Here is a 12,761-nt window from a genome sequence, read left to right as displayed (position 1 = left end):
CGTATCACCTCCATGGCACTATTTAAAACTGTACAACAATAAAGGAGGTACCCATATATGATACGGTTCGTCCTTAAACTGATCGGTCTGGCAGTATCAATATCCATGTACGTCCTGACAGGCTGCTCCGGTGACAGTACTCCATCAGGCAACCGTGTCAGCTATTATAGCCTGGATGCAAACGCAACCGGGGTGATTGAAACAAGAAATAATATTGTCAACATGACCGTTGTTTCAAAGGATGCAAACGACCTGAAGGCTGAATACCGGGCTGGATTTGTACAAGGCAAACTGCAGGGCAAAACCATAATCTCTGCCCGTGACAATAATTGGGACAACGCTTATCTGACCGACCCTGGACACACCTTTCCCAAACAGCCCGGACCTACCCAGGCTGAACTGGATAAGGCAGCAACGATTCTGAATGGCAACTATAACGGCTTTATCATTCACCTGAAAAATTCTGCAACTGATGTCGATGTTGCATATAAGTTAAAGCGGTTACTATTCAGAATGCTGGGGATTTACCATGGAGCAACGCTTCAGCAACCTGCCAGCCTCGATTTTTCAGGAAACTGGTTGCCTGACAGCAACTATTTTAGCAATGCCGAACTGTCTCTCGGGTACGAAACTCCAAGTCTGACCTTTATGGATATCTATTTTTTGAATGCATATAATGATCTGATGGATGTGATCTCATTCTCGCCGGAGTTGACACCTGACGGTGTCAGGCCTGGCGACCATCCTGACAAGTGTTCTGCTTTCCTGAAGCGAACCTCAAACGACATCATTCTGAGCCACAATAGTTGGATGGGCTTTCTTTCCCAAAGTTTGACTCAAACCCTAGCTGTCAACAACGATCTTGTTACCATGAACAGTTCAACCCCTGGCCAGATCGGTTCAAATACTGATTTCGGCTATAATAATAAAGGGATCATGTTCAACGAAACCACCCACCGTGTTTCCAGGAACCATTCCAAACCTAACGGACTCTGGATTTTCTGGCGAGCAACTCTGGCAGAGCAGTTTTCTACTTCAATTACCGATTTTTTCAACTATATCTCACTGGACAACACCGGTACCTACCTGAACGGCTACATGCTGATTGATGCAAACAACAATGAAACCGGCCTGGTGGAGATGTCATACCGTTGTTTTGTGTACTACCGTTCAACCGGCGGCGCCTATACGGTAACCACAAAATCACTGGATAGCGCTGCCTGTTCTGCTGATTATGATCCTGAAATGGTAACACCTGAATATCTGATGGGGATCAACTATCCTGCTTCGTATCAGGTGGCTACAGACCTGCTGTCCACCGACAACCGTCCGGCACGGCGGCGACAATTTAAACAGTTACTGCCTGGAGTAATAGATCTTGAAACAGCCAAATCCGTCATTACATACACGGATCCTGCCAACCCGCTTTCCATCTTTGGCCGTTGGGACCTAGGCTATGGTGAAACATCCTATCCCAAGACCATACCAGACGGTTCCGTTGATTCAAAAGCCGCCTCAGTTAGCATGGCGCGCTCATTTATGGGGTTGGCCGGTACACTTGACTTCAACTCGACGAACACCGGTATCTGGATGCTCTATGGTACCGCCCCGGTTAACGGGACACCTTTTATATGGAGTTTGTCCTCCTGGAAGTGGCAGAAATTGCGTGATGTACCGGATCGGCTGGATGGTAGTTTTACACTGATGCCACTGTATCTGCGCTAATCAAAAAGCAGACTGTTTTTTCTGCGTAACCCAACCGGTCTTGCTTGAACTGCCGTAATACGACGACGCTATAGCTACACTCTCAGACCGGCCTTAAAAACAGGCTGGTCTGCAATCCAATTATGTTACTAGCTCTGTTACTTGCCATACCACTGAGCCTTTTTGGCTGGTTTGTACTGCAGATCGGTCCTGTTGCATCAGGTCAGACCCTGCAGGCGTCGTTTGCCTGGCTCCCCTCACTTGGCATTGCACTCTCCTTTCGTCTGGACGGTCTGGGACTGCTTTTTGCGTTGCTGATCAGCGGCATTGGTGCACTGGTGCTGCTCTACGCCTCATCCTATCTGCACGGCCACCCCCATTGGGGACGTTTCAACGGCTTTATTCTGGCTTTTATGGCCGCCATGCTGGGCACGGTACTGGCCGGTGATCTGTTCACCCTGTTTATCTTCTGGGAGTTGACGGGACTCTGTTCTTTTCTGTTGATCGGTTTCGACTACCAGCAGGAGGAATCCCGTCGTGCCGCGTTTCAGGCCTTGCTGGTAACCGGTGCAGGCGGACTGGCACTGCTGGCAGGAATCATTCTGCTGAGTCAGATTGTTGGCAGCAGCGACCTGACGATTATTTTGGACAGCGGGGGGCTGGTACGCAGCCACAACCTGTATCTGCCGATCCTGCTGCTGATGCTGGCCGGTGCCTTTACCAAATCCGCCCAATTCCCGTTCCACTTCTGGCTGCCCGGCGCCATGGCTGCTCCGACTCCGGTCAGCGCCTACCTGCATTCAGCCACCATGGTCAAACTGGGTATCTTCCTGTTGGCCAGGTTCTCACCCGTGTTGGGGGGGACTGACAGCTGGTTTGTCTGCCTGACCTGTATTGGCGGCATCACCCTGCTGTTGGGAGCGGTTAAGGCGCTGCTACGCACCGATCTGAAACAGATCCTGGCCTGGACCACGGTCAGCGCCCTGGGAATGCTGACCCTGCTGCTGGGATTAGGCACCCCGCTTGCCATGACTGCAGCCATGCTGCTGCTAGCGGTACATGCGCTGTACAAAAGTTCGCTGTTTCTGACTGCAGGTGCTGTTGATCACGGCTCAGGCACCCGTGACATCACACGCCTGGGAGGAATTGGACGCAGCATGCCACAGGTGGCCCTGGCTGGCGGCCTGGCAGCGCTTTCCATGGCCGGCATGCTGCCGCTGGCCGGTTTTATTGCCAAAGAGCTGTTCTACGAGGCCAGCCTGCATGCCCCGTCTTCTCCGTGGCTGGTTACGGCGGTGGTGTTTCTTGGCAACAGCCTGACAGTGGCAGCAGCTCTGCTGGCTGGCTACCTCCCTTTTTACGGGACGCTCAAGGATACCGGCCTGCACCCCCATCAGGTTGATCTGCGGCTCTGGCTGCCGCCCCTGATCCCTGCCATGCTGGGGCTTCTGATCGGATTCTTTCCCGCTGTCTTCGGCAGTCTGCTGGTGGCCCCGGCCGTTGCCCGGGTCGCAGGCAGACCGGTTCCGGTTGAGCTGGCACTCTGGCATGGTTTTAACCCGGTATTGCTCCTCAGTATCATCACCCTGGGAACTGGTCTGGCACTGTTCAGATTGCACAGAAAAATCAAGCTGCCGACACAGCCAACCAAATGGGATACTGAGCAGCTGTATCATCTGCTGCTGGCTGGTCTGCCCGGTTTTGCCGGCATGATCACCCGTTATCTGCAGAATGGCCGTCTACGTTACTATCTGATGACCGTAACCGGTACGGCTGTAGCCCTGATGGCGGTGACCCTCTTCACCAGTAGCACCGACAGCATGGATCTGCCCAAACCGGACGGCAGTCTGCATGAGTGGCTGACAGCGTTGATAATCCTCTCCGGTGCCCTGATGGCCACCATGACCGATTCCCGTCTGGCTGCAGTGGCAGCCCTCGGAGTAGTGGGCTATGGTGTCGCCTTGATCTACATCCTCTTTGGCGCCCCTGATCTGGCCATGACCCAGTTCTGCATTGAGACCCTTTCCATCATCCTGTTTGTGCTGGTGCTGCACAAACTACCCCGGTTTGCCCTGCTTTCCAGTACCGGATCACGGCTGAGGGATATGGTTGTTGCCCTCGGGATTGGCAGCATCATGACCCTGCTTGTCTGGCATGCCGTGTCGCAACCATTGATTCCATCACTAAGCGCCTGGTTTATGCAACAGAGCCTGCCAGCCGGGCATGGCCGCAATGTAGTTAATGTGATTCTGGTGGATTTTCGCGCACTGGATACCCTGGGCGAAATCACGGTGCTGGCAGTGGCAGCCCTGGGTGTGTATGCCATGCTGAAGCCCCGTTCCAGCAAGGGAGGGACAGACTGATGCATTCGCTTATCCTTGCCACTGCCATTCGCCTGCTCTTGCCGCTGATGCTGCTCTTTTCCCTGTTTCTTCTGCTGCGGGGACATAATGAGCCGGGGGGCGGTTTTGTGGGCGGTCTGGTGGTGGCCGCGGCCTTTGCCCTGTATACCCTGGCACACGGTGAAAAAGAGGGGCGCAGGATGCTGCGGATTGCGCCACTGCAATTGGTTGCAACGGGACTGTTGATCGCGCTGGCAAGCGGCCTTCTGCCGCTGCTGGCCGGGCTGCCGTTTTTGACGGCGCTCTGGAGTTCAGTCCCGGCGCCGGTGATAGGCCATGCCGGAACCCCGCTTCTGTTCGATCTGGGGGTTTACCTTCTGGTGGCAGGCATGTCGCTGCTGATCATCTTTACCCTGATGGAGGAAAACTAAGTGGAAAGCATGCTGGCGGTAGTCATAGGCGGGCTTTATGCCGCAGGCATGTACCTGATGGTGCGCCGCAGCATCGTCAAGATGATCTTTGGCCTGGCACTGCTGGGTAATGCAGCAAACCTGCTGATCTTTACCGTGGGACGCCTGACCCGCGGCAGACCGCCCCATGTACCTGTTGATGGTGTTTTGTCCCCCCTGCCGGTTGCTGATCCGGTACCCCAAGCCCTGATCCTGACCGCCATTGTAATCGGTTTTGGTGTGCAGGCCTTTGCCCTGGTACTGATCAAGCGGGTTTATCAAACCGTGGGCAGCGATGATCAGGATGAGATGACAACAGAAAACAAGGGGCAAGGGGAAGACGCATGAGAACCCTCCTGTTCTTTCCCCTGATCATACCACTTGCTACGGCGGTGCTGGGGCTGCTGGCCTGGAACCACCGGACGGTCCAGCGCTGGCTGGGTATCGGCTCCACGGCACTGCTGACCGTCGTAGGCAGCAACATTTTAGTACAGGTGCAGCATTACGGCATTCAGAGTGTCCAGGCCGGCAACTGGCCTGCGCCGTTCGGCATTACCCTGGTGGCAGACACCTTCAGTTCCCTGCTGCTGCTTGCAACCGGGGTAATGGGACTCTGCGTCACGGTCTATTCCCTGGCGGATGCAGATTCAGACCAGGAGTCCCGGGGGTATCACCCTCTCCTGCAGGTGCTTCTGTTAGGGGTCTGTGGATCATTTTTAACCGGTGACCTGTTTAATCTGTATGTCTGGTTTGAGGTCATGCTGATCGCCTCCTTTGTGCTGCTTGCACTGGGTGGCAAACGGGAGCAGATGGAGGGGGCCATCAAATATGTGGCCCTGAACCTGATCGCCTCGGCGTTGCTGCTGGCCGGCATCGGCCTGCTGTACGGCGTGACCGGCACGTTGAATATGGCCCATCTGGCCATCAGATTGCAGGAAATGCCCCACACCGGCACCGTACCGGTGATCGCAGTCCTGCTATTCTGTGCCTTCAGCATCAAGGCTGCCGTGTTTCCGTTCTATTTCTGGCTGCCGGCCTCCTACCATACGCCGCCGGTTGCAGTGATCACCATCTTTTCGGCGCTGCTGTCCAAGGTGGGCATCTACGTACTGATCCGGGTCTTTACCCTGATCTTTCCACAGGAAACCATGGCCGGACAGCCGTTGATTCTGGGGGCGGCAGGACTGACCATGCTGTTTGGCGCACTGGGGGCGCTCGCCCAGCCGGAACTGAGGCGGCTGCTCTCCTTTTGCGTGATCAGCCAGATCGGCTACCTGCTGATGGGGCTGGGGTTGATGACACCTCTGGCCCTGGCCGGCAGTATCTTTTTCATGCTGCATATCATGGCTGCCAAATCCACCCTGTTCCTGACCACCGGACTGATTGCCCGGATGATCGGCACGACTGTCCTGAAAGAGCTTGGCGGCCTGTACCGGCGCTATCCCCTGCTGGCGGTCCTTTTTCTGATGCCTGCACTTTCTGTGGCAGGCATCCCCCCCCTATCCGGCTTCTGGGGCAAACTGGCCCTTGTGCAGGCCGGCCTGCAGGGCAAACAGTACCTGCTGGTGACCGTAGCGCTTGGGGTCAGCGTACTGACCCTCTATTATCTGGTCACGGCCTGGATTGACGTTTTCTGGAAGAACCGGCCCGCAGGTGCTGCAGAGCTGCACTCTCCAGCACCTGTTCGCCGCAGGCAGATGCTGGCTCCCGCCCTGCTGCTTACCCTGCTGTCGCTGATAATGGGACTGCTGCCGGAATTGGTGTTCAAACTCTGCCGTACAGCTGCGGAACAGCTCCTGCACAATGACGCGTATATCAAGGCTGTGCTTGGGGCAACACAATGACCGCCTTTCTGGCCAATATCCTGCTGGCACTGGCCTGGATGGCGCTGACTGATTCGTTTCATGCCGGAGGGTTCGCAACCGGGTTTCTGTTCGGTTTCTTTGTGATCTGGATTGGCCGCCGCGACCGGCACACGGCCTCCTACCACCGTCGCCTGCTGGCCATCGCAGCGTTCATCCCCTATTTCATAAAGGAGATGGTGGTGGCCAACCTGCGGGTTGCCTACGATGTGCTGACCCCCCGGGACCATATGAAACCGGGGATCGTTGCCGTGCCCCTAGACCTGGAAACCGACCTGCAGATCACCCTGCTGGCCACCTGCATCACCCTGACGCCGGGCACCCTGAGTCTGCTTGTGTCTGAAGACCGGCAAACGCTTTATGTGCACGCCATGTACATCGATGACCCGCAGTTGCTGGTTCAGGAAATCAAGCAGGGTTTTGAACAACGGATACGGGAGATTGTCCAATGACGCTTGCGACCTATATATCCTGGTGTATCCTGCCGTTGCTGGGCACGGGGATGCTGCTTACCTTTATCCGGGTACTGCGTGGTCCCAGTCTGCCTGACCGGGTGGTGGCCCTGGACTTGATGGCCACCTTTATTATTGCAACGTCAGCGGTCTACTCCATTGCCAGCAACCAGCCCTCCTACCTGGATGCTGCCGTAGTGCTGGCCCTGATAACCTTTCTGGGTACCGTGGCCTTTGCCTACTATCTGCACAAACGGGGGCGCAATGCGTGACACGGTGATCGTTCTGCTGCTGTTTGGCGGCACCTTTTTTGCGTTTGTCGCGGCCCTCGGGGTGGTCCGGATGCCGGACATCTACATGCGCATCTCAGCCGCCTCAAAGGCATCAACCCTTGGAACGAGCTGTATTCTGGCTGCTGTCGCATTATATTTCGCCAGCACCGCCGTTACCGGCAAGGTGGTGGCAATCATCGCCTTTACCCTGCTGACCGCTCCGGTGGCAGCCCATATGCTTGGCCGGGCCGCCTATTTCAGCGGTGAACCGCTCTGGGAAAAGAGTACGGCAGACGAATTAGGGGCGTCAGGGGCATGGTGTGACAGCAAGAGCACCAATCAGCCGGAATTACCCGACAGGGAAAAGCCATGAGCATACTCCGCCAAAAAATCTATACCATCATCTTTGAATCCGACACACCCGCCGGTAAGGCCTTTGATCTGGCCCTGATCTTTTTTATCCTGTTGTCAGTCGTACTGGTGATGCTTGACAGCCTGCCTGATATGCATGATCGCTGGGGCATCTGGCTGCTTGGGGCCGAGCTGCTGATAACCATCCTGTTCACGATTGAATACGCCTTGCGTCTTTACTGCGCCCGCCGCCCCCTCCGCTATGCCGGCAGTTTTTTTGGTATAGTTGACCTGCTGGCCATTATCCCCACCTATGCCGGCATCTTTGCGCCCGGCCTGCATTTTCTGGCCACTATCCGTATCCTGCGGGTACTACGGATTTTCCGTATCCTGAATATGGTGCAGTTTATGGGGGAAGGAAACAGCCTCTGGCTGGCCCTGAAAAGAAGCCGTCACAAGATAGCGGTGTTTCTTTCCACGGTATTGACCGTGGTCGTGTTCGTGGGCAGCCTGATGTACCTGATCGAAGGAGCAGAGGGCGGTTTCACCAGTATTCCCAAGAGCATCTACTGGGCTATCGTTACCATGACCACCGTAGGCTATGGTGATATTGCTCCCAAAACACCACTGGGGCAGATCGTGGCTTCATTGCTGATGGTGGTCGGTTACGGCATCATCGCCGTACCTACCGGCATCGTTACCAGCGAGATGATGCGCCCCAAGGCTCCTGCCCAGGATGAGATCTGTCCCTGCTGCGGCAGAAAGTTGGAGGAGCAGCCGTGACACTCAAACAGTATTGATCTGAGACTGATCGGCAGCAAGATTATCACGTTCTGACATGTGCTTTAGAGAGCAGCCCTGGACCTGAGTCATATCACTCATAATTTTTGCCGCGACACCTGCAAAACAACCGGCGTTATTGCCCTGCCAGACGGCTGATCATATAGCCGGCAGCCACGGCGGTACCGATTACCCCGGCCACGTTGGGCCCCATGGCATGCATCAGCAGATGGTTCTGAGGATCAAACTCAGAGCCAACCGTCTGGCTGACCCTGGCTGCCATCGGCACGGCAGAGACACCGGCCGAACCGATCAAAGGATTCACCGGGTTATTGGGAGAGAGTTTGTTCATGATCTTGGCCATCACCACACCACCGACCGTTGACAGTCCAAAGGCCACCACCCCCATGGCTATGATAGCCAGGGTGGTGGGACGCAGAAAGATTTCGGCCTGCATGGTCATCCCCACCGCAGTGCCCAGGAAGATGGTGGTGACATTGATGATCTCATTCTGACAGGCCTTGACCAGGCGATCCACCACGCCGGACTCCCGCAACAGATTGCCCAGCATCAACATGGCAATCAGGGCCGAGGCATCCGGCACCACCATGATGCAGAGCACCATCACCACCAACGGAAAAACAAGCCGTTCAAGTTTGCTGACCTTCCGCAGGCTCTTCATCCTGATCCTGCGCTCTGCATCGGTGGTCAAGGCCCGCATGATCGGAGGCTGGATCAACGGCACCAGACTCATGTAGGTATAGGCTGCCACGGCAATCGGACCGATCAGGTGTGGTGCCAGCTTGTTTGCCAGAAAGATCGAGGTGGGACCGTCGGCGCCACCAATAATGCCGATGGAGGAGGCCTCTCCCAGCGTAAACATGCCTGACAGCACGGCGCAAAGCATGGTGGCGAACACCCCCAGTTGGGCAGCGCCGCCCAGCAGCAGGGTACGCGGATTGGCGATCAGGGGGCCAAAGTCCGTCAGCGCCCCTACCCCCAGAAAGATGATCGGCGGGAACAGCTCCAGGTGGATCCCTTGGCTGATAAAGAAGTAGAGCCCGGCTGTGGGATAAAACATGCCGTCAACGGTCCAGCCCCCATCGTACAGGGCGCGGGTTGGCAGATTCGCCATCAGGGCACCAAAGGCGATCGGCAGCAGCAAGAGTGGTTCATACTGTTTCTTGATCGCCAGGTAAAACAGCAGGCCACAGATGGCCCACATGATCAGCATCGATCCGGTAATATACTGAAACCCGGTGTCATGGATAAACATCTGCATGACTTCATTCAGGACGTTTGTCATGAAAGGTTACCCCTCAATCTGCAAAAGGCTGTGCCCTTCATCCACGGCATCGCCTTCCTTGACCAGCACAGCCCGTACCGTACCAGCTACCGGCGCATAGACCGGTGTCTCCATCTTCATGGCGTCCAACACGACCACCACCTGATTCAGGGTAACCGGATCACCCGCTTTCACCGGACATTTGAAGACCAGACCGGCCATGGGACAGACAACCGTGGTACAGCCATCGCTAACCGGTGTTGCCACAGGTGGTGGTGGGGCTGTGACCGGAGCAGAAACCGGCTGCACCGGCAGCGCCGGGGCATGATGTAGCGGGGCGGCTGGTGCCGAACCGGTATCTTCAAGCAGCTCAACCATCACTTCGTAGGCCTTGCCTTCAAGGGTAATCCTCAATTTCTTCATGGTCGTATGCTTCCTTTCAGAAAGTCTATTTCAGGCGATGCGACTGCAGACTGCTGCGCCCCTGAGCAGCCCAGTTCAGATCTTTTGTTGTCAGGGGTTTGAACTTCTCCACCCGGACCGGCCCGCCCAGCATCTCGCTGGCTGCAGCAGTCAGCAGGACCACCAGCTGCGGATCTGTCAGACCGGGATGGATTCCGGATTGTTGAACTGCCGTTGTTGTTAGCGGGGCTGTCAGCGGAGCGGTAGCAGCTGTACCGGCAGGGCCCAGCTGCTTTATCAACCGGCCAATGGCCGAGCAGATCAGACTCAAGCCGGCCAGGACCACAATCACCACGATCAGTCCGGTGAACTGGAACTCGACCAGGCTGCCCAGCGTGTAAGGCACGGCCTGGCCATCCTTGTTCAAATAGCTTTCGCCGTACTTTACCTGTGAACGTTTCTTAACGCTTGTCCCGGTCGGATTGCCTGTTTTTTGCTGTTGCCGGGCCGTTTCAGCATCCTGCCAGGTCTTGTAGAGCACCGTTCCATCAGGCAGCACCTTGAAGATTGCCGGATTTTGAGGGACAGTGGTAACGGTCTGTTGCGTTGGTGATGACATAGGTACTCCTCTGCGAACCTATTAAAAACTCCAACCCTCCCCGCCACTCACTTGTCAAGGAGGGAGCAAACAAGGATCTCACCCTGACAAGGGGGATTGAGGGGGGGATTTTTTCAGTTACAGCGGTATCAGGCCGTGTTTCTTGGCCGGCCTCGTGACCCGTTTGGTCAGCGATATTCGCAGGGCCTGGGCAACCCGTGCCCGTGTTTCAGACGGTTCGATCACGTCGGTCACCATATCGCGGGAGGCTGCCTGATACGGTGTGGCAAAGTGTTCACGATAAAAACGGATCAACTCTGCTGCTTTCTTGCTTCGATCCGGCGCAGCCTCGATCTCCTTTTTGTAGATGATCCTCGCCGCGCTTTCTGCCCCCATCACCGCTATCTCGGCGCAGGGCCAGGCAAAGACGAAATCAGCCCCCATATCCTTGGAGCACATGGCCAGATAGGCGCCACCATAGGCCTTGCGCATGATCACGGTGATCTTGGGGACCGTGGCAGCGGCATAGGCAAACAGCATCTTGGCACCGTGACGGATGATCCCGCCCCGTTCCTGGGCCAGACCGGGCATGAAACCAGGCACGTCAACCAGGCTGAGCAGCGGGATATTAAAGGCATTACAGAAACGGATGAAGCGGGCCGCCTTGTCTGAGCTGTCAATATCCAGACAGCCGGCCTTGTAAGCCGGCTGGTTGGCCACAACACCCACCACCATGCCGTTGATCCGTCCAAAACCGATTACTATGTTGCGGGCAAATTCACGCTGCACTTCCAGCCACTGCCCCGGGTCCATTAATCGGTCAATCACCCCGTAGACATCGAACCCGGATTTCGGGTCGTCCGGCAACAGCTCATTCATCAGGTCGTCACGTTCAAGTACCACCTCGGTGGGGATCACATGGGGCGGGTCCTGCAGATTATTCAGCGGCAGGAAGCTGATCAGCTGCTGGGCGATCTGGATGGCATGGCGGTCATCTTCGGCAATGAAGTGGATATTGCCGCTGACTGAGGCATGGGCCTCGGCCGAGCCATACTGCTCAATCGGTGCGATCTGTCCGGTGGCGGCCTTGATCACCTCGGGACCACAGATAAACATGCTGGAATGGCTGCGGGTCTGGATCAGAAAATCCATCAGGGCCGGACTGTAGGCAGCGCCACCGGCACAGGGACCGGCTATTATGGCAATCTGCGGCACCACGCCGGACGCGGCCACATTCTGGTAAAAAACCTGACCATAACCGGACAGGCTGTGGATCGCCTCCTGAATCCGGGCACCGCCTGAATCGTTGATTGCCACCACCGGAATACCGGTTTCACAGGCAATGTTCATGATGTCACAGATTTTTTTGGCGTGCATCTGCCCCAGGGCACCGCCGCCCACGGTAAAATCCTGGCTGTAGACAGCCACCGGACGACCGTCCACATTGCCGGTACCGGTTACGACCCCGTCACCCGGCATATATTTATCGGCAAAGTCCGGCATGTGGCAGGCATGGTTGACATGCATGCCATACTCACTGAACGATTCGCGGTCAAACAACAGCTCCACCCGCTCACGGGCCCCCAGTCGCCCCTCGCTGTGGCGTTTTTCCATCTTTACCGCACCGCCACCGGCCAGCGCCTCGATCCGCCGCTGGCGCAGCTCATCAAGCAGTTCTTTTCTTATTGCCATTCCTGACTCCTTGCATTGCGACCTGGAGTTTTCCTGCGGCACTAACTATAGAACCAGATGCAGCTTTTGCAAGTTCACGGCATCAGATTTATATCCATAAAACAACGTATTTAGCTGCATTCAGCATGCTAGTCAGCAGACTTGAAAACGTAGAGCAACAAAAATAAATTCTTGTGCGGTTAAGGGATCACTATCGGCAAACGCTATTTTGGCAAAAATGAATGCGCGGCAATACAACGTCATTGCAGCGGCAGCAACTGCAATTCTGGCCAATGATGCTGCAACCGAACGGCAGCACCGCAATGGCAAAAGGGGGCGACAACCTGGATATAGAAAGGTTTACAGAGCTGAGGGCGGGAGGTTAAGCGGCTAGCAGGCTGTTGAAAAACGTCACGAGGAAGCTCGGCTACAAGGCGCACGGCGCACAGCGACTGAGACATAACAAATAGTTAGGCGAAGGAGCGAGCACCGCGCAACGCCGTAGACGGGCACCACAGTAGTTTTTCAACGACCTGTCAGCGCCGCCAGGAGGGCCATCGTGCCTAAAAGCCCCCCTAGCCGCTTGCATGTTG

At 56.0% G+C, this 12,761-nt stretch carries 13 protein-coding genes; 9 read left to right on the top strand and 4 right to left on the bottom strand.

All coding sequences use genetic code 11. The annotated features are described in order from the left end of the window. Positions 1-57 precede the first annotated feature (57 nt). The 9 genes from FY034_RS07985 (at position 58) to FY034_RS07945 (ending at position 8,215) form a co-directional block, all read left to right on the top strand. Complete coding sequence (locus FY034_RS07985) at positions 58-1,725, top strand: hypothetical protein (RefSeq protein ID WP_265555012.1); 1,668 nt, start codon at positions 58-60, stop codon at positions 1,723-1,725. 122 nt (positions 1,726-1,847) lie between these two features. Beyond that, on the top strand, positions 1,848-4,067 hold the full coding sequence (locus FY034_RS07980) for a putative monovalent cation/H+ antiporter subunit A (protein WP_265555010.1): 2,220 nt from the start codon (positions 1,848-1,850) through the stop codon (positions 4,065-4,067). Then, a complete protein-coding gene (locus tag FY034_RS07975) occupies positions 4,067-4,477 on the top strand; it encodes a Na+/H+ antiporter subunit B (RefSeq protein WP_265555008.1) in 411 nt (136 codons plus the stop codon). The genes FY034_RS07980 and FY034_RS07975 overlap by 1 nt, the downstream gene beginning before the upstream one ends. 9 nt (positions 4,478-4,486) lie before the next feature. Beyond that, positions 4,487-4,843, top strand: coding sequence for a Na+/H+ antiporter subunit C (locus FY034_RS07970; protein ID WP_265555232.1), 357 nt, complete (start codon positions 4,487-4,489; stop codon positions 4,841-4,843). Continuing rightward, on the top strand, positions 4,840-6,339 hold the full coding sequence (locus tag FY034_RS07965) for a Na+/H+ antiporter subunit D (protein WP_265555007.1): 1,500 nt from the start codon (positions 4,840-4,842) through the stop codon (positions 6,337-6,339). Before FY034_RS07970 ends, FY034_RS07965 begins: the two co-directional genes overlap by 4 nt. Next, positions 6,336-6,809 (top strand): Na+/H+ antiporter subunit E, encoded by a 474-nt coding sequence (locus FY034_RS07960; protein WP_265555005.1) that lies wholly within the window; start codon positions 6,336-6,338, stop codon positions 6,807-6,809. The genes FY034_RS07965 and FY034_RS07960 overlap by 4 nt, the downstream gene beginning before the upstream one ends. Further along, entirely contained in the window at positions 6,806-7,081 is a 276-nt protein-coding gene (locus FY034_RS07955) for a cation:proton antiporter (protein ID WP_265555003.1), read from the top strand. Before FY034_RS07960 ends, FY034_RS07955 begins: the two co-directional genes overlap by 4 nt. Next, complete coding sequence (gene mnhG / locus FY034_RS07950; RefSeq protein ID WP_265555001.1) at positions 7,074-7,454, top strand: monovalent cation/H(+) antiporter subunit G; 381 nt, start codon at positions 7,074-7,076, stop codon at positions 7,452-7,454. The genes FY034_RS07955 and mnhG overlap by 8 nt, the downstream gene beginning before the upstream one ends. Continuing rightward, positions 7,451-8,215, top strand: coding sequence for an ion transporter (locus FY034_RS07945; RefSeq protein WP_265555000.1), 765 nt, complete (start codon positions 7,451-7,453; stop codon positions 8,213-8,215). Before mnhG ends, FY034_RS07945 begins: the two co-directional genes overlap by 4 nt. A 133-nt stretch (positions 8,216-8,348) precedes the next feature. Here FY034_RS07945 and FY034_RS07940 read toward each other — a convergent pair whose 3' ends face one another. The 4 genes from FY034_RS07940 to FY034_RS07925 all read right to left on the bottom strand — a co-directional run bounded on the left by FY034_RS07940 (position 8,349) and on the right by FY034_RS07925 (position 12,189). Continuing rightward, a complete protein-coding gene (locus FY034_RS07940; protein WP_265554999.1) occupies positions 8,349-9,518 on the bottom strand; it encodes a sodium ion-translocating decarboxylase subunit beta in 1,170 nt (389 codons plus the stop codon). A gap of 6 nt (positions 9,519-9,524) precedes the next feature. After that, the gene (locus tag FY034_RS07935) at positions 9,525-9,920 is read right to left on the bottom strand and encodes a biotin/lipoyl-containing protein (RefSeq protein WP_265554998.1); all 396 of its coding nucleotides are present in this window, start codon (positions 9,918-9,920) and stop codon (positions 9,525-9,527) included. A 25-nt stretch (positions 9,921-9,945) separates the two neighbouring features. Beyond that, positions 9,946-10,518: an OadG family protein gene (locus tag FY034_RS07930; RefSeq protein ID WP_265554996.1), complete on the bottom strand. Its 573-nt coding sequence runs from the start codon at positions 10,516-10,518 to the stop codon at positions 9,946-9,948. 117 nt (positions 10,519-10,635) lie between these two features. Further along, positions 10,636-12,189 (bottom strand): acyl-CoA carboxylase subunit beta, encoded by a 1,554-nt coding sequence (locus FY034_RS07925; RefSeq protein ID WP_265554994.1) that lies wholly within the window; start codon positions 12,187-12,189, stop codon positions 10,636-10,638. Positions 12,190-12,761 lie beyond the last annotated feature (572 nt).

It is taken from the genome of Trichlorobacter lovleyi, from assembly GCF_015239775.1.
GTDB classification, from domain to species: Bacteria; Desulfobacterota; Desulfuromonadia; order Geobacterales; family Pseudopelobacteraceae; genus Trichlorobacter; species Trichlorobacter lovleyi_B.
Note: the sequence above shows the minus strand (reverse complement) of the source record. Positions and strands in the feature narration are given on the sequence as shown.

Excerpts from the sequence above, each read along its gene's own strand:
- FY034_RS07955 (WP_265555003.1), top strand. The coding sequence starts at position 6,806 with ATGACGCTTGCGACCTATATATCCTGGTGTATCCTGCCGTTGCTGGGC.
- mnhG (WP_265555001.1), top strand. The coding sequence starts at position 7,074 with ATGCGTGACACGGTGATCGTTCTGCTGCTGTTTGGCGGCACCTTTTTT.
- FY034_RS07985 (WP_265555012.1), top strand. The coding sequence starts at position 58 with ATGATACGGTTCGTCCTTAAACTGATCGGTCTGGCAGTATCAATATCC.
- FY034_RS07965 (WP_265555007.1), top strand. The coding sequence starts at position 4,840 with ATGAGAACCCTCCTGTTCTTTCCCCTGATCATACCACTTGCTACGGCG.
- FY034_RS07975 (WP_265555008.1), top strand. The coding sequence starts at position 4,067 with ATGCATTCGCTTATCCTTGCCACTGCCATTCGCCTGCTCTTGCCGCTG.
- FY034_RS07940 (WP_265554999.1), bottom strand. The coding sequence starts at position 9,518 with ATGACAAACGTCCTGAATGAAGTCATGCAGATGTTTATCCATGACACC.
- FY034_RS07935 (WP_265554998.1), bottom strand. The coding sequence starts at position 9,920 with ATGAAGAAATTGAGGATTACCCTTGAAGGCAAGGCCTACGAAGTGATG.
- FY034_RS07945 (WP_265555000.1), top strand. The coding sequence starts at position 7,451 with ATGAGCATACTCCGCCAAAAAATCTATACCATCATCTTTGAATCCGAC.
- FY034_RS07980 (WP_265555010.1), top strand. The coding sequence starts at position 1,848 with ATGTTACTAGCTCTGTTACTTGCCATACCACTGAGCCTTTTTGGCTGG.
- FY034_RS07970 (WP_265555232.1), top strand. The coding sequence starts at position 4,487 with ATGCTGGCGGTAGTCATAGGCGGGCTTTATGCCGCAGGCATGTACCTG.
- FY034_RS07930 (WP_265554996.1), bottom strand. The coding sequence starts at position 10,518 with ATGTCATCACCAACGCAACAGACCGTTACCACTGTCCCTCAAAATCCG.
- FY034_RS07925 (WP_265554994.1), bottom strand. The coding sequence starts at position 12,189 with ATGGCAATAAGAAAAGAACTGCTTGATGAGCTGCGCCAGCGGCGGATC.
- FY034_RS07960 (WP_265555005.1), top strand. The coding sequence starts at position 6,336 with ATGACCGCCTTTCTGGCCAATATCCTGCTGGCACTGGCCTGGATGGCG.